Origin of the sequence: Mycolicibacterium monacense, assembly GCF_010731575.1 — a bacterium.
Classification (GTDB): Bacteria; Actinomycetota; Actinomycetes; order Mycobacteriales; family Mycobacteriaceae; genus Mycobacterium; species Mycobacterium monacense.
Window position 1 is genome coordinate 1822111 of sequence record NZ_AP022617.1, and the last position, 16403, is coordinate 1838513.

Annotated in this window: 17 protein-coding genes; 8 read left to right on the forward strand and 9 right to left on the reverse strand. The window is 69.6% G+C overall.

The genetic code is table 11. The features are described 5' to 3' along the window. Window positions 1-24: 24 nt before the first annotated feature. The 7 genes from G6N49_RS08585 to G6N49_RS08615 all read right to left on the reverse strand — a co-directional run bounded on the left by G6N49_RS08585 (window position 25) and on the right by G6N49_RS08615 (window position 8026). The gene (locus G6N49_RS08585; protein WP_011855813.1) at window positions 25-942 is read right to left on the reverse strand and encodes a hypothetical protein; all 918 of its coding nucleotides are present in this window, start codon (window positions 940-942) and stop codon (window positions 25-27) included. Further along, complete coding sequence (locus G6N49_RS08590) at window positions 942-1997, reverse strand: hemolysin family protein (protein ID WP_011560208.1); 1056 nt, start codon at window positions 1995-1997, stop codon at window positions 942-944. The genes G6N49_RS08585 and G6N49_RS08590 overlap by 1 nt, the downstream gene beginning before the upstream one ends. Further along, complete coding sequence (locus tag G6N49_RS08595) at window positions 1997-3409, reverse strand: hemolysin family protein (protein WP_011855812.1); 1413 nt, start codon at window positions 3407-3409, stop codon at window positions 1997-1999. Before G6N49_RS08595 ends, G6N49_RS08590 begins: the two co-directional genes overlap by 1 nt. A 206-nt stretch (window positions 3410-3615) precedes the next feature. Then, window positions 3616-5052, reverse strand: coding sequence for a GuaB1 family IMP dehydrogenase-related protein (locus tag G6N49_RS08600; RefSeq protein ID WP_011560206.1), 1437 nt, complete (start codon window positions 5050-5052; stop codon window positions 3616-3618). An 83-nt stretch (window positions 5053-5135) separates the two neighbouring features. Continuing rightward, window positions 5136-6596, reverse strand: a complete 1461-nt coding sequence (gene gndA / locus G6N49_RS08605) for an NADP-dependent phosphogluconate dehydrogenase (protein WP_011560205.1) — start codon at window positions 6594-6596, stop codon at window positions 5136-5138. A gap of 48 nt (window positions 6597-6644) precedes the next feature. Beyond that, a complete protein-coding gene (locus G6N49_RS08610; protein WP_011560204.1) occupies window positions 6645-7595 on the reverse strand; it encodes a M56 family metallopeptidase in 951 nt (316 codons plus the stop codon). Window positions 7596-7609: 14 nt separating this feature from the next. Then, a complete protein-coding gene (locus G6N49_RS08615; protein WP_011560203.1) occupies window positions 7610-8026 on the reverse strand; it encodes a BlaI/MecI/CopY family transcriptional regulator in 417 nt (138 codons plus the stop codon). A gap of 203 nt (window positions 8027-8229) precedes the next feature. Between G6N49_RS08615 and G6N49_RS08620 the strand changes: the two genes are divergently transcribed. From G6N49_RS08620 to G6N49_RS08655, 8 genes are all read left to right on the forward strand, one after another. Further along, window positions 8230-9003 carry a hypothetical protein gene (locus tag G6N49_RS08620; protein ID WP_011855811.1) on the forward strand — a complete coding sequence of 258 codons (774 nt, stop codon included), beginning with the start codon at window positions 8230-8232 and terminating at the stop codon, window positions 9001-9003. Window positions 9004-9176: 173 nt separating this feature from the next. Next, on the forward strand, window positions 9177-9581 hold the full coding sequence (locus G6N49_RS08625; RefSeq protein ID WP_011560201.1) for a PaaI family thioesterase: 405 nt from the start codon (window positions 9177-9179) through the stop codon (window positions 9579-9581). Window positions 9582-9629: 48 nt separating this feature from the next. Next, a complete protein-coding gene (locus G6N49_RS08630) occupies window positions 9630-9932 on the forward strand; it encodes an urease subunit gamma (RefSeq protein ID WP_011560200.1) in 303 nt (100 codons plus the stop codon). Window positions 9933-9940: 8 nt separating this feature from the next. Beyond that, a complete protein-coding gene (locus G6N49_RS08635; RefSeq protein WP_011560199.1) occupies window positions 9941-10258 on the forward strand; it encodes an urease subunit beta in 318 nt (105 codons plus the stop codon). Continuing rightward, on the forward strand, window positions 10255-11976 hold the full coding sequence (locus G6N49_RS08640; RefSeq protein WP_011560198.1) for an urease subunit alpha: 1722 nt from the start codon (window positions 10255-10257) through the stop codon (window positions 11974-11976). Before G6N49_RS08635 ends, G6N49_RS08640 begins: the two co-directional genes overlap by 4 nt. 16 nt (window positions 11977-11992) lie before the next feature. Next, the gene (locus G6N49_RS08645; RefSeq protein ID WP_011855810.1) at window positions 11993-12628 is read left to right on the forward strand and encodes an urease accessory protein UreF; all 636 of its coding nucleotides are present in this window, start codon (window positions 11993-11995) and stop codon (window positions 12626-12628) included. A 25-nt stretch (window positions 12629-12653) separates the two neighbouring features. Beyond that, a complete protein-coding gene (gene ureG, locus G6N49_RS08650) occupies window positions 12654-13346 on the forward strand; it encodes an urease accessory protein UreG (RefSeq protein WP_011560196.1) in 693 nt (230 codons plus the stop codon). Further along, window positions 13346-13978: an urease accessory protein UreD gene (locus G6N49_RS08655; protein ID WP_011560195.1), complete on the forward strand. Its 633-nt coding sequence runs from the start codon at window positions 13346-13348 to the stop codon at window positions 13976-13978. Before ureG ends, G6N49_RS08655 begins: the two co-directional genes overlap by 1 nt. Here G6N49_RS08655 and G6N49_RS08660 read toward each other — a convergent pair. After that, the gene (locus G6N49_RS08660) at window positions 13971-15356 is read right to left on the reverse strand and encodes a type II NADH:quinone oxidoreductase Ndh (RefSeq protein WP_011855809.1); all 1386 of its coding nucleotides are present in this window, start codon (window positions 15354-15356) and stop codon (window positions 13971-13973) included. The genes G6N49_RS08655 and G6N49_RS08660 overlap by 8 nt on opposite strands. A gap of 110 nt (window positions 15357-15466) precedes the next feature. After that, on the reverse strand, window positions 15467-16396 hold the full coding sequence (locus tag G6N49_RS08665) for an LLM class F420-dependent oxidoreductase (protein ID WP_011560193.1): 930 nt from the start codon (window positions 16394-16396) through the stop codon (window positions 15467-15469). Between the last annotated feature and the right edge of the window lie 7 nt (window positions 16397-16403).

Below are 16403 nucleotides of genomic sequence, written 5' to 3' on the forward strand. Positions count from 1 at the left end.
GCGGCACGCCGCCGTCGATCCAGCTTACCCATGGGTAACAGCGACGAATCCAGCGTGCACCGATGCCCCGCCGTCTCCCGCCAGTGCGGTGCGCAACGCGTCACATCGGGCCGCGAGTGTGGCGCGCAGCGGGGCCGCCCGGTCGGCGATGTCCTGCTGCGCCCGGATGTATTCGGCGCGTCCCGCCGGGGTTTCGATCGCGATGGGGTCGAATCCGTAGCCGCGTAGGTCATATGGGCTCGCACGCATGTCGAGCAGGCGGGCGTCGGCCGCGAGTTCCAGACAGTCCATCACCAGATCCGAAGCCACCAGCGGTGACAGCTTGTACGACCACTTGTACAGATCCATCGCGGCATGCAGACAGCCCGGCTGTTCGGTGTCGATCTGCCGCTCACGGCTCAACGGTTCGGCATTGCGCCCGACGGCGGCCTCGGTGAAGAACCGGAACGCGTCGAAATGGCTGCAGCGCAACGACATCGACTCGACCACCGCGTCGGTGCCGGCCCGTCCGAGGCGTAACGGCACCGCGTCGTGGCGGGTGTCGGGGGAGCGGTACACCATGGCCCACTCGTGCAATCCGAAGCAGTTGAGCCGCGCCGGCCGGGCGGCGGTGGCACGCAACAGCGCGGCCACGAACTCCACCGCGTCCGCGCGTGACCGCAGGTGTTCGGCGGTCACGCCCACCCCGCCGGGCACCGCGCCGTAGCCCGACCGGGCCAGATAGGGGCGGGCTGCGTCCCCGGACAGCACCATGCCGAAGCCCGGATGCCAGCACCGCAGGTGGCGCGGACGCAGGCTGTAGTAGGTGAACAGGAAATCCCACACCGGGTGGGTCCGGCCGGCGCGTCGCCGCGCCTGATGCGGCGCGCAGAAGGCGTCCACCCGATTTCGGTGGGTGCTCGCCCGCCGCACCCACACCGACTCGTCGAGGAGTTCGGTCATCACCGCCGGTGGGTTCCGTCGCGCACCGTGCCGACGAGGTCCTCCACCAGGTCTTCCAGCGCCACCATCGCGGTGACCGCACCGTCGGCGGAGGTGACCAGCGCGAGGTGGCTGTTGGTGCGGCGCAGCCGGGACAGGGCGTCGGGCAGCGGCAGCGATGCGGGCAGTTGCGGCAGCGGGCGCACCATCGACCGGTCCAGCACCGCATCGGGATCGTCGACCAGCGGCAGGACATCCTTGATGTGCAGATAGCCCAGGTACTGGCCGGACGGCGCGGTCACGGGGAACCGGGAGTAGCCCGTCTCGGCCAGCGCCCGTTCCACCGCGGCGACCGTCGGGCCCTGACCCGGTGCCGACGCCGGGATGGCGTGGATGGTGTCCAGCGGCATCGCCACATCCCGGACGGCCCGGTTGCGGATCTGCAGGGCGCGGGTGAGCCGTGTGTGCTCCTCGGGGTCGAGCAGACCTTCGGAGACCGATTCGGCGATCATCTCCGACAGTTCGACCGTCGAGACGTTGACGTCGAGTTCGTCCTTCGGCTCCACCCCGAAGGCGCGCAGCGTGGCGTTCGCGCACCAGTTGTAGAACGCGATGAGCGGGCGCGCCGCACGGATGTAGACCAGGTAGACCGGGATCAGCAGCATCGCCGCCGACTCCGGCCCCGCGATCGCGATGTTCTTCGGAACCATCTCACCCAGCAGCACGTGCAGCGTGACCACCACGCTCAGCGCGACCACGAACGAGACGGTGTGCAGCACCGCGTCCGGGATGCCGAGCAACCCGAAGGGTTTCTCCAGCAGGTGCGCCACCGCGGGTTCGCCGACCCGGCCCAGCAGGATGGAACAGATCGTGATGCCCAGCTGGGAACCGGCCAGCATCAGCGAGAGGTTCTCACCGGCCCGGATGACGGTCACGGCGCTGTTCTTGCCCTGTTCCGCCAGGGCCTCGAGCCGGTCGCGGCGCGCGGAGATGAGCGCGAACTCGGAGGCCACGAAGAACGCGTTGGCCCCCAGCAGCAGCACGGTCAGCAGGACGCCGAACAGATCGCCACCCATCAGCGGTCCTCCTCCGGCGCGGCGCCGTCTTTGCTGTGGTGGTCGTCGTTGTCGATGTGGTCGTCGGTGTCACCGCGGCGCCCGAGTTCGACCAACTCCAGCAGGTCGATCCGGCGACCGTCCATCTGCACGACCTTGGCCTGCCAGCGGATCGGATCGTCGAGCGGCCCGTCCGGATCGAACGCGGTCAGCTCGACCGAGTCGCCCACTTCCGGGATGTGTCCGAGCTCCTGCAGCACCAGCCCGCCGATGGTCTCGTACTCGCCCTCGGGGGCGCGGAAACCGGTCCCGGTGGCCACCTCGTCGATCCGCAGCAGGCCCGACACCTGCCAGCCGTCGCCGGCGGCGACCACGTCGGGGGTGGCGTCATCGTGTTCGTCGCGGACGTCGCCGACGATCTCCTCGATCAGATCCTCGACGGTCACCATGCCGGCGGTGCCGCCGTACTCGTCGACCACCAGCGCGGTCTGCAGCCCGTTGGCGCGGATCTGGGTCATCACCGCGTCCCCGTCCAGCGTCGAGGGCACGGTGGCCACCGGGATCGCGATTGCCGCGAGGCGGGTGCGGTCGCGGTCGTCGCGCGGTACCGAGAACACCTGTTTGACGTGGACGACGCCGATGGTCTCGTCGAGGTCACCCTCGACGATCGGGAAGCGCGAATACCCCGTTTCGATCGCCGCGGCGATGAGGTCGGCGACGGTGTCGTCGGCCTGCAGGGCCTCGATCTCGGTGCGGGGGGTCATCAGTTCCTCGGCGGTGCGCTCGCCGAACTGCAGTGACCTGTCCACCAGCACCGCGGTCACCGGGTCGAGTGAACCGCTGCGCGCGGAGTTGCGCACGAGCGAGATCAGCTCCTGCACCGACCGCGCGGAGCGCAGCTCCTCGGCGGGTTCGATGCCCAGCCGGCGCAGGATCATGTTCGCGGTGCCGTTGGTGAGCCGGATCAGCGGCGTGAAGATCGTCGAGAAGAGCAGCTGCGGAGGTGCGGCTGCGCGGGCGGTCGGCGCCGGGCGGGCCACCGCGAGGTTCTTCGGCACGAGTTCGCCGAAGACCATCGACAGGGAGGTGGCGATCAGGATCGCGAGGAACAGGGCGACGCCGCTCGCGGCCTGTTCCGGCAGTCCGATCGCGTCCAGACCCGGCTGCAGCAGCCGGGCGACCACGGGTTCGGCCAGGTAGCCGGTGGCCAGCGTGGTGATCGAGATGCCCACCTGGGCGCCCGAGAGCTGGAAGGACAGCGTGCGGTGGGCGCGGCGCACGAGCTGGTCGCGCCGGTGCCCGCTACGGGCATTGGCCTCGACGGTGCTGCGCTCCAGCGCCGTCAACGAGAACTCGGCGGCGACGAACACCGCGGTACCCGCGGTCAACACCACGATCGCCAACAGCGAGAGCAGGGTGTATGCGACGCTCATCGAATCGTCACCGGTACGCCGGGCCGTGGGCCCGGCCGGCTAGAAGAGGGCTCGGCGTCGGGTGGCTCGATGGACGGGTGCTCGGCCCGGCAGGCCTCCGGTGCACACCGGGCCTCGGCGGGTGCCTGCGGCACGTGATCCCTTCCTCGGTCGGATGTCGGACGTCAGACGACCGACGGCGCGAATGCCCAATCGTAACTGGACTCTCACCAACCGGTGGGCAGCGGGCGGCCCTCGGCGAACCCGGCCGCCGATTGCACCCCGAGCACCACTTTGTCGTGCAGTTCGGGCAGCGTCGTGGCCCCGACGTAGGTGCAGGTGCTGCGGACCCCGGAGGTGATGTGGTCGAGTAGGTCCTCGACACCGCCTTTGGTCGGGTCGAGGCTCATCCGCGATCTGGAGATGCCTTCCTCGAACAGCGCCTTGCGGGCGCGGTCGAACGCGCTGTCGCCGGCTGTCCGGGCCGCCACCGCCCGCTTCGACGCCATCCCGTAGCTCTCCTTGTACGGCTGGTTGTCGCGGTCGTGCATCAGGTCGCCGGGAGACTCGTATGTGCCGGCGAACCAGGAGCCGATCATCACGTTGGCTGCCCCCGCCGCCAGCGCGAGCGCCACGTCGCGCGGATGGCGCACCCCGCCGTCCGCCCAGACGTGCGCGCCCAGATCTTTTGCCGCCGCGGCACATTCGACGACCGACGAGAACTGCGGCCGACCGACACCGGTCATCATCCGGGTGGTGCACATCGCGCCGGGGCCGACGCCGACCTTGATGATCGACGCGCCCGCCGCGACGAGGTCGCGGGTGCCCTCGGCCGACACCACGTTGCCCGCCGCGATCGGCACACCGAGGTCGAGGGAGGCCACCGCCCGGATCGCCTCGAGCATCTTGGTCTGATGACCGTGGGCGGTGTCGATCACCAACAGGTCGACTCCGACCTCGGCCAGCGCCCGCGCCTTCGCCCCGACGTCGCCGTTGATGCCGACCGCTGCGGCGATGCGCAGCCTCCCGTGCCGGTCGACGGCAGGGGAGTAGATACCCGCCCGGATCGCCGCGGTCCGGGTGAGCACACCGGACAGCGTGCCGTCCGGCTCGGTGAGGACCGCGACGTCCACCGGCGCGTGTTCGAGCAGATCGAAGACCTTGCGCGGATCGGTGCCGACCGGCGCGGTGACGAAATCGGTGATGGCGACGTCGCGGACCCGGGTGAACCGGTCGACGTCGGCGCAGGTCGACTCGGTCACCAGGCCGATGGGACGGCCCTCGAACACCACGACCGCCGCCCCGTGTGCGCGCTTGTGGATCAGCGCGATCGCGTCGGACACCGAATCGTCGGGTGCCAGCGTGACCGGCGTGTCGACCACCAGGTCGCGGCTCTTGACGAAGTCGACGGTCTGCTGCACGGCCGAGATCGGCAGATCCTGCGGCAGCACCACCAGACCGCCGCGGCGCGCCACGGTTTCGGCCATCCGGCGTCCGGCGACGGCGGTCATGTTGGCGACCACGACCGGGATCGTGGTGCCCGAGCCGTCCACGGTCGACAGGTCGACGTCGAACCGCGACGTCACGTCGGACCGCTGCGGGACGACGAACACGTCGTCGTAGGTCAGGTCGAAGACCGGGTGGTGCCCGTCGAGGAATCTCATCGTCGGCCAGTCTAGTTACCCCGGGACTGCTGCCAGATCATGCTTCGCTGCGGAATCGCGATCTGGCCGCAGTCTCGGCGAAATCAGGCCTCGACTTCGCTGCGGTCACCGCTCCACAGCGTGTGGAACCGCTTATCCCGGTCGGTGTCGATGCGGCCGTAGGTGTGGGCGCCGAAGAAGTCGCGCAGCCCCTGCGTGAGTGCGGCGGGCAGGCGTTCGGTGCGCAGCCCGTCGTAGTACGACAGCGCCGACGAGAAGCCGGGGATCGGGATGCCGAGTTCGGTGGCCTTGACCACCACACGGCGCCAGCTGTCGATGGCGTTCTCGATCGCGTCGCGGAAGTACGGGTCGACGATCAGCGTGGGCAGATCGGGATCGTTGTCGAATGCGTCCTTGATGCGGTTGAGGAACTTCGCCCGGATGATGCAGCCGCCGCGCCAGATGGTGGCCATGTCGCCGGGGGTGATGCCCCAGTCGTACTCGGCACTGCCTGCCTGGATCTGGTTGAAGCCCTGCGCGTAGGCGATGATCTTCGACGCGTAGAGGGCCTGTCGGATGTCCTCGGTGAACTGCTCTGCGTCACTGGGCTTTTCGCCCAGGTCGCCGGAGGCCAACCCGGTGGTGGCCTGGCGCTGGGCGACCGATCCCGACAGCGCGCGGGCGAACACCGCCTCGGCGATACCGGTGACGGGCACACCCAGGTCGAGCGCCGACTTCACCGTCCAGCGGCCGGTGCCCTTCTGCTCGGCCTCGTCGAGGATGAGGTCGACGAGCGGTTTGCCGGTCTTCTCGTCGATCTGACGCAGCACCTGCGCGGTGATCTCGACCAGGAAGCTGTCGAGGTCGCCGCGGTTCCACTCGTCGAAGACCTCGGCGATCTCGGGGGCGGACTTGCCGAGCCCGTCGCGCAGCAGCTGGTAGGCCTCGCCGATGAGCTGCATGTCGGAGTACTCGATGCCGTTGTGCACCATCTTCACGAAGTGGCCCGCGCCGTCGGGTCCGATGTGCGTACAGCACGGGACACCGTCGACGTGCGCGGAGATCTCCTCCAGCAGCGGACCGAGGCTCTCGTAGGACTCCGCGGGGCCGCCGGGCATGATCGACGGCCCGTTGAGCGCACCCTCCTCGCCGCCGGAGATGCCGGCGCCGACGAAGTGCAGACCGCGTTCCCGGATCGCCTTCTCACGGCGGATCGTGTCGGTGTAGAGCGCGTTGCCGCCGTCGATGATGATGTCGCCGTCTTCCATCGCGTCGGCGAGCTCGTTGATCACCGCATCGGTCGCCTCGCCGGCCTTGACCATGATCAGCACGCGGCGCGGTTTCTCCAGGGCGGCCAGGAATTCCGGGATGGTCTCGGTCCGCACGAAGGAGCCCTCGGAACCGTGTTCGGCCAGCAGCGCGTCGGTCTTGGCCACCGACCGGTTGTGCAGGGCGACGGTGTAGCCGTGCCTGGCGAAGTTGCGTGCGATGTTCGAACCCATCACGGCCAGGCCGGTGACCCCGATCTGCGCGGTGCCGGCGGTGGACTTCTCGGATGAGCTCATGGGCGCAGCCTTTCGTGTTCTGTTGTGAGGGAGGTGATTCCGATGGGCCTAGCGGATGAACAGGCGGTGCAGTTCGGTCAGCCACGGCACGGCGACGGCCACCGTGGGGCCGACCAGCACCACCGCGGCGGCGAGGTACGCGACCGCGGCGATTGCCAGGCTGTTCGGCAGGCCCCCGAGTCGGCGCACGCGGATCACGGTGCTCGGACCACCCGCGGCCAGCGCACCGGACGGGGCACGGCCCGCGGCGCAGGCGACGAGGGCGCGGGCGAGCGGGGTGGGCCCGGCGGTGCGCACGGCGGCGTCGTCGGCGAGCAGTTCGACCAGCAGGCGCACCGCGTCGAGGGCGCTGGCGCTTCGGACGAACCGGGGGAACGCGGCGTGTACCGCGGTGAACATCTCCAGGACGAGATCGTGTCGCGCCCGCAGATGTGCGCGTTCGTGGGTGAGGATCGCGGCGATCTCGTCGCGGGTCATGGTCTTGAGCGCGCCGTCGCTGAGCACCACCCGACTGCGCACCCCGGGCAGGCAGTAGGCCAGCGGTTGCTTCACGTCGAGTACGCGCAGGCCGGTCGCCTGTCGGCGCACGTCGGTGGGCACCGAGTCGCGGGAGACCCCGAGCAGATCGACCATCATCCGGTGGTGGGCGCGCCTGCGCCGGGTGGCGACGGCCACCTGTAGCACCGAGACGATCAGGCGGACGCCGATGAGCAGCGTGAGGGCGAAGACCACGACGTAGAGCAGCCACAACGGCCACCCGAGCACCTCGATCTCGCTGGTGATGGTGGCGGTCGGTCTGCCATCGGGACCGGGGACGAACAGCCGGCTCGCGATCGCGATACCCGCGGAGAACGCCGAGAGCACACCGGCCAGCGCGATGGACTGCCACAGCACCACGGCGGCGCGCGGCGCGCGCATCGGCCAGGACGCGCGGGCCAACAATGCCGGCACCGGCCCCACAAGGAGCAGCGCGACAAGGGTGAAGGCCAGCGCGGACACCCCTCGATTGTCGCTCAGGCGGTGCCCGGACCGCCAGCGGGCTTGGTGAGACCTTGCTTGCCCTCCAACTCGGCCAGCGCCCGGCGCAGGGCGGCGGCCTCGTCGGCGCCGACGCGCTCGACGAAATGCACCAGCGCGGCCTCCCGGCTGCCGGAGTCGGCGGCCTGGTCGAGGGCGTCCACCATCAGCCCGGCGACCAGCTCGTCGCGACCGTGGGTGGGGGCATACCGGTGAGCACGGTCGTCACGGTGCTGCACCACCAGGTTCTTCTTCGCCAGTCGCTGCAGCACCGTCATGATCGTGGTGTAGGCCAGGTCGCGGCGAGCGGCGAGCGCTTCGTGCACCTGGCGCACGGTCTGGGGTTCGCGGGCCGACCAGAGGTGGTCCATCACCTCGCGCTCGAGCTCGCCCAGACGTGTCAACTTGGCCATCTTCCCGTCACTCTCTCGAACAGTAGAACCAGGGTACTACCGCGCGTCGTATCTGACGCCGAGGAGCAACAGTCTTCCTCATCGCGGGCATTCCCGCCCTGGTCACCGTGCGTGGTTGTGAGACCGATCACAGGGTCTGGCCTCCTTGCGGCTCATAGTTATAGTAAGGCTAACCTAACTCAAGCCAGCCGCCGGGAGGTGCAGTGACCGTACTGATCGAGGATCCGCTGATCGCGGGCATGGCCATCAAGCAGACACTGCCGCTGCACGAGTCGAGCCGAAGGCTGCGTGAGCTCTACCCGGAGTGCCCGCGGGTGTACGGGGTGGCCGTCATGGGTGACCTCTCCCGGCGGCGGTGGTGGCCGCTGACCGAGGCGCTCACCGGAGAACGCCTGCAGGCGATGTTCGACGTCGCCTCGGCGGAGACCGATAACCGCGCCGCGGTGGCCCACCAGCTGGCCGCCACACTCGCCCATGTCGTCCTGGGCCGTGTCGTGCCGCTGCTGGTGCTCGAAGGGCGGGCCTGGGACACCGGGCTGGAGAACCTGTGGGTGCATGTCGACTCCGAGGGCGCCATCGACTGGGTCGGAGTCGTCGACCCCACCGTGCGGGCGCTGCCGGACGATCCGCACTTCGGCGACCGGCGCCGGCTGCGCCTGGGCGCACCGCAGGGCATCGTCGCGCTGCCCAGCGAGGCCGCGCTGACCACGTGGATCGCCCACCGCAGCCATCGGGCACTGGCACCGCTGTTCGCCAAGCTGGCCGCCATCAGCGACGGGGCGATGTCCGTTCCGGCCATGTGGCACCTGGTCGGTGGCGCCGTCGTCGGAGCGGCCACCCAGGTGCCGCTGCTCGCCGGGTCGAGCGAATGGACCAGCATGCGTCGCGCCCAGGCCGTGCTCGATGCGCTCGTCGGTTTCGGCCTGCCGGTCCGCGGTGCGGCGCGCGGAACCGGGGGGAAGGTCTTGCTCAATTAGGGCAGCCTTGCCTATTCTGATCATGTTCCACCGGACCGCGCCGGAGTCCTGAGGCTGCAGAGACCCCCGGTCCATCGAAGGGCGGGCCCCGCACCCCACGTGCGGGGCCCGTCCGCATTTCTCGCCCAACCCGTGTCGCATGCCGCGCACCCCGCGGTGTAGACACGTCTGCTGTGACGACACAGGTACCCGACGGCCTCGGCGACGGCTACGACAAAGAACTCGGCCTCACCTATCTCGAGGTCACCCCCGACGGCAGCCGGGCGCAGCTGACGATCCACGACAAGCTGCTGCAGCCGTGGGGGATCGTGCACGGCGGCGTCTACTGCGCGATCGTCGAGAGCCTCGCCAGTGTCTCCGGCCACGTCTGGCTGACAGAACACGGCGGCGGCACGGTCGTCGGGGTCAACAACAACACCGACTTCCTGCGCGCCATCTCCTCGGGCACCGTCACCGCGGTGTCCACGCCCATCCACCGCGGCCGCCGCCAGCAGCTGTGGATGATCACCATCACCGACGAGAACGACAAGCTGGTGGCGCGCGGTCAGGTGCGGCTGCAGAACATCGCCGACGCCTGAGGGTCGGCGGGCTGCCGAGCGCGCGCCGTCATGGCAGGATCGCGCACTATGCGTTTGACCCCGCATGAGCAGGACCGCCTGCTGATCTCCTACGCCGCCGACCTCGCGCGGCGCCGGCGCGCCCGCGGGCTGCGCCTCAACCATCCCGAGGCCGTCGCCGTCATCACCGACCACCTGCTCGAAGGCGCCCGCGACGGCCGCACGGTGGCCGAGCTGATGGTCAGCGGACGAGATGTGCTCGGCCGCGACGACGTGATGGAGGGAGTGCCGGAGATGCTGCACGACGTCCAGGTGGAAGCCACGTTCCCGGACGGGACGAAACTCGTCACCGTCCACCACCCGATCCCGTGAGCGCGCACATGGTGCCCGGTGAGATCTTCTTCGGCGAAGGGGATGTCGAGATCAACGCCGGTGCCCGACGCCTGGAGATGGAGATCGTCAACACCGGTGACCGGCCGGTGCAGGTCGGCAGCCATGTCCACCTGCCGCAGGCCAACGCCGCACTCGACTTCGACCGCACCGCCGCCCGCGGCCACCGCCTCGACGTCCCGGCCGGCACCGCGGTGCGCTTCGAACCCGGTGTGGCCCAGCGCGTCCGGCTCGTGCCGCTGGGAGGCAGTCGTGAGGTGCACGGCCTGTCGCTGAACCCACCCGGCAGATTGGACGGGGCGTCGTGACCGGCCTGTCGCGCGAGCGCTACGCCGCGCTCTACGGTCCGACCACCGGTGACCGCATCCGGCTGGCCGACACCGACCTCGTCATCGAGATCACCGAAGACCGCAGCGGCGGAACGGGACTCGCAGGTGACGAAGCCGTGTTCGGCGGCGGCAAGGTGCTGCGCGAGTCGATGGGCCAGTCCAGGGCCACCCGCGCAGACGGTGCCCCCGACACCGTCATCACCGGCGCCGTCATCCTCGATCACTGGGGAATCATCAAGGCCGACATCGGCATCCGCGACGGTCGCATCGTCGCGATCGGCAAGGCCGGCAATCCCGACATCATGGACGGCGTGCACCCCGATCTGGTGGTCGGGCCGTCGACCGAGATCATCGCCGGCAACGGTCGGATCCTCACGGCGGGTGCGATCGACTGCCACGTCCACCTGATCTGCCCGCAGATCATGGAGGAGGCGCTCGGCGGCGGGATCACGACGATCGTCGCGGGCGGAACCGGACCGGCGGAGGGCAGTAAGGCCACCACCGTCACACCGGGGGCCTGGCATCTGGCCCGCATGCTCGAGGCACTCGACACCTGGCCGCTCAACGTGGTGCTCCTGGGCAAGGGCAACACGGTGTCGGCCGAGGCGATGTGGGAGCAGTTGCGCGGTGGCGCAGCCGGTTTCAAGCTGCACGAGGACTGGGGCACCACACCGGCCGCGATCGACGCGTGCCTCACCGTCGCCGACGCGGCGGGTGTTCAGGTCAACATCCACACCGACACGCTCAACGAGATGGCCTTCGTCGAGGACACCCTGGCGGCGATCAAGGGCAGGTCGATCCACGCCTACCACACCGAGGGCGCAGGCGGCGGCCACGCACCCGACATCATCACCGTCGCCTCGCACCCCAACGTGCTGCCGAGTTCGACCAACCCGACCCGCCCGCACACCGTCAACACCCTCGACGAACACCTCGACATGCTGATGGTGTGCCACCACCTCAACCCCAGCGTCCCCGAGGATCTCGCGTTCGCCGAGAGTCGCATCCGGCCGTCGACCATCGCCGCCGAGGACCTGCTGCACGACATCGGGGCGATCTCGATGATCGGCAGCGACGCCCAGGCGATGGGGCGGATCGGCGAGGTGGTGCTGCGCACCTGGCAGACCGCGCACGTGATGAAGCGCCGCCGAGGCGCGCTCGAGGGTGACGGACGGGCCGACAACAACCGGGCGCGCCGCTACGTCGCCAAGTACACGATCTGCCCGGCGGTCGCGCACGGCCTCGACGGCGAGATCGGCTCGGTCGAGGTCGGCAAGCTCGCCGACCTCGTCCTGTGGGAGCCGGCGTTCTTCGGTGTCCGCCCGCACGCGGTCATCAAGGGCGGGATGATCGCATGGGCCGCCATGGGTGACGCCAACGCGTCGATCCCGACACCGCAACCGGTGCTGCCGCGCCCGATGTTCGGTGCCGCACCCGCTGCGGCCGCCGCCACGTCGGTGCACTTCGTCTCACCGCAGGCGATCGAGGACGGCCTCGCCGACCGCATCGACGTCCGGCGGAGCCTGATCGCCGTCGCGGACTGCCGGCACGTCGGGAAGGCTCAGATGCCGCTCAACGACGCCATGCCCCGCATCGAGGTCGATCCGGACACCTTCACCGTGCGCATCGACGGCGACGTGTGGCAGGAGCAGCCGGCCGCCGAACTCCCGATGGCGCAGCGGTACTTCCTGTTCTGATGACGACGCTGTTCTGATGACGACGCTGACGACCCTGCTGGCACTCGCGGACTCCCGCCTGCCCATCGGTGGACACGTCCACTCCGGCGGTGTCGAGGAAGCCGTGACCAGCGGGCTCGTCACGAATCTGGAGACGCTGCACGCCTATCTGGTGCGCCGGGTGCGCACCCAGGGCCTGGTCGCCGCGTCGATCGCAGCCGCGGTGCACGCGGGGACCCTGACGGTGGCCGCGGCCGACCGCGAAACCGACGCGCGCACACCGGCACCCGCCGCGCGCACCGCCTCCCGGGCGCAGGGCAGGGGACTGGCCCGGCTGGCGAGGCGCGTGTGGCCCGGACACGACTGGACCGCCCTGGGGCGCGCGCCGCATCTGCCCGTCGCCTCGGGTGCGGTGGGTGCGGTGGCCGGGCTCACGCCGGGACAGACGGCGCTGTCCGTCGTCTACACCACCATGACGGGCTCGGCGACGGCCGCCCAGCGGTTGCTCGCGCTGGACCCCGGTGACGTCGCGGCGCTGACCTTCGGGCTCGCGCCGTTGTGCGACGACGTCGCGGCGGCTGCCGCCGAAGAACCCGCCGACCTGTCCGATCCGCTGCTCGACGTGCTCGCCCAGCGGCATTCCGAACGCGAACGTCCCCTGTTCGCCTCCTGATCGCACCACCAGAGAAGGACCCGCCATGCCACCGCATTTCCTCTCCGCTGATTCCACGGGCCAACCCCACCGGCACGCCGACCGCCCCAAGCGGGTGCGAACCCCGGGGGAGCCGTTGCGGATCGGCGTCGGCGGCCCCGTCGGGTCGGGTAAGACGGCGCTGGTGGCCGCGCTGTGCCGGCAACTGCGCGACGAACTGTCGCTGGCGGTGCTGACCAACGACATCTACACGACCGAGGACGCCGACTTCCTGCGCCGTCATGCGGTATTGCCCGACGACCGGATCGCGGCCGTGCAGACCGGCGGCTGCCCGCACACCGCCATCCGCGACGACATCACCGCGAACCTCGACGCCATCGACGACCTCGTCGCCGGGCATGACCACCTCGACCTGATCCTCGTCGAATCCGGCGGCGACAACCTCACCGCCACGTTCTCATCCGGACTCGTCGACGTGCAGATCTTCGTCGTCGACGTGGCCGGCGGCGACAAGGTGCCCCGCAAGGGCGGACCCGGGGTGACGTTCTCGGATCTGTTGGTGATCAACAAGACCGATCTGGCGCCGATGGTCGGCGCCGATCTCGACGTCATGCGACGCGATTCGACCAAGGTGCGCGGAGAGCGGCCCTTCGTACTCATCTCGCTGACCGCCGATCCGACGGCCGGGCCGGTGCTGGACTGGGTGCGGGCGCAACTGCGGGTGCCGGTGCAGGGCTAGTGCGCTCCGACGTCGTCATCGTCGCCTGCGCGGGGCGTGGCCCCCGCATCGAGCACACCGGGGGGATCGCGGTGCGCCGCACCGGGTCCGACACGGTGTACCTGGTGTCCGCCGCGGCCACCCCGCTCGGCGGCGACGTCATCAACGTGCGCGTCGTGGTGGAACCGGGGGCCCGGCTCGTGGTGCGCAGCGCCGCGGCGACCGTGACGCTGCCGAGCGCGGCCACCCCGGAGTCGCAGACGTGCTGGGACATCGAATCGGCAGGCGCACTCGACATCGACCCGCAACCCACCGTCGTCGCGGGCGCCTCCCGCCACCTGACGACCACCCGCATACGGCTGACCGATGCGGGCAGCATCCGCCTACGAGAGCGGGTTCAGATCGGCAGATCGGGTGAGCGCGAAGGCTTCTGGTCCGGTGCGCTGCACGCCGACGTCGACGGGGCGCCGCTGCTGCGGCACCGTGTCGAACTCGGCACCGGATCGGTCACGGATGACGCGCTCGGCCGCCCGCTGGCTTGCGTCAGCGAACTGCGTTACCCCGAACCGTCATTCGCGTCCGACGGGACGGTGCTCGCGCTTGCGGCGGGCGGCTGCCTGGCAACCTGGCAGGGCGAGCGGCTGACTAACTAGCCGCCTGCTCCCGCTCGCGTTCGGTGTCAGTGACCGCCGCGGCGATCTCCTCGAGTTCCTCGATCCGCGTTCGGGCGTACGCCTGCTGTTCGGTGATCGTGAGCTGGCCGCGCTTGGTCGACAGGAACGTCACCGTCCACGAGATCAGCGTGACAATCTTGGTCTTGAACCCGACCAGGTACACCAGGTGCAGGGCCAGCCACGCCAGCCACGCGATGAAGCCACCGAACTCGAGCGGTCCGACCTTGGCCACCGCGGAGAACCGCGACACCGTCGCCATCGAGCCCTTGTCGAAGTACTCGAACGGCTGGCGGAACGCCGGGTTGGCGCCCTTGACCTCGTTCTTGATCAGCTTCGCGGCGTAGCGGGCCCCCTGGATGGCACCCTGGGCCTGGCCCGGCACCCCCTCGACGGCGGCCATGTCGCCGACGACGAACACGTTCGGGTGACCCGGGATCGACAGGTCGGGCAGCACCTTGACGCGACCGGCCCGGTCGACCTCCACGTCGCACTGGTTGGCCAGATCGCGTCCCAGCGGGCTGGCCGACACCCCGGCCGACCAGACCTTGCACGCCGATTCGATGCGCCGCAGCTTGCCGTCGGGGTCCTTCACGGTGATGCCGTTGCGGTCGACGTCGGTGACCATGGCGTTGAGCTGGATCTCGACGCCCATCTTCTCCAACCGGGCCGCGGCTCTCTTGCCCAGCTTCTCGCCCATCGGCGGCAGCACCGCCGGTGCGGCGTCGAGCAGGATCACCCGGGCGCTGGTCGGGTCGATGTGGCGGAACGTGCCCTTGAGCGTGTAGTCGGCGAGCTCGGCGATCTGCCCGGCCATCTCCACACCCGTCGGGCCGGCCCCCACGACGACGAAGGTGAGCAGCTTCTCGCGGCGCTTCGGGTCGCTCGAACGCTCGGCCTGCTCGAACGCGCCGAGGATGCGCCCGCGCAACTCCAGCGCGTCGTCGATCGACTTCATCCCGGGCGCCCACTCGGCGAAGTGGTCGTTGCCGAAGTAGGACTGACCGGCGCCTGCGGCGATGACCAGGCTGTCGTAGGGCGTCGCGTAGTCGTGGCCCAGCAACTCGGAGTGCACGAGCCGGTTCTGCAGGTCGACATGCGTCACGTCGCCGAGCAGCACCTGCACGTTCTTCTGCTTGCGCAGTACCACCCGGGTGGCGGGGGCGATCTCACCCTCGGAGATGATGCCGGTCGCCACCTGGTACAGCAGCGGCTGGAACAGGTGGTGGGTGGTGCGGGCGATCAGCTTGATGTCGACATCGGCGCGCTTGAGGGTCTTGGCGGCGCTCAGGCCACCGAACCCCGACCCGATGATGACGACTTTGTGCCGATCCGTTGGAGTGGCTCCGGGATGGCTCATCAGTGCTCCTCGACGGGCGGGACATGCGAAATCTCGCCCTCTACGGTAGTCGGCGGCGCCCGGCGTTGGGCACTCGGTCGGTTGTGGCTTATGCCACGCAGGGCGCGGGATTAAACGCCCAGCACCGGCTTCAACAAGGCGGCGACGTCGGTGATGCCGCCCGGCTGGTAGCCGTTGAGGCTGGTGACGGGACTCAAGATGACACTGTCGACGCCGGCGTCGAGCACCTTGGTCTTGATCTGGTCGACGATCTGCTCGGCGCTGCCGAAGACCGCCTGCTGTTTGAAGTCGTCGGGGATGACGTCGCCGGTGACGTTCTCGTCGATGATCGCCACCACCAGCATGCTGGTCTCCAGCGTCGCCGGGTCACGGTCGATCTCTTCGCACTTCTGCTTGACGACCTCGATCTTGCGGGGCAGTTCGTCGAACCCGGCGATGATGTTGAGGTGGTCGAAGTGGCGCGCGGCCAGCGGGATCGTCTTCTTCTCGCCGCTACCGCCGATCATCAGCGGGATGTGGTCGCGGAAACGCGGCTCGGCCATCGCCTCCTTGGTGCGGTAGTACTTGCCCTCGACCGTCGGGCGTTCACCTTCGAGCATCGGCAGGATGATCTGCAGCGCCTCGCCGAGCTTGTTGAAGCGGTCGGTGAACGTCCCGAACTCGTAGCCCAGGGAATCATGTTCCAGCTCGTACCACCCGGTGCCGAGGCCGAGGATCGCGCGGCCCTGGCTGATCACGTCGAGCGTGGTGATCGCCTTGACGAGCAGCGTGGGGTTGCGGTAGGTGTTGCCGGTGACCAGCGTGCCGAGCTGGACCCGCTCGGTGGCGGTGGCCAGCGCGCCGAGCGCGGTGTAGGCCTCGAGCATCGGCGCATCCGGGGTGCCGAGCCCGGGCAGTTGGTAGAAGTGGTCCATCACGAAGACGGAGTCGAACCCCGCCTCCTCGGCCTCACGTGCCTGCGCGATGACTGTCGGGAAGAGTTCGGCGACACCGGTGCCGTAGCTGAAGTTCGGGATCTGGAGTCCGAGTCGGATCGTCACTCCGTCA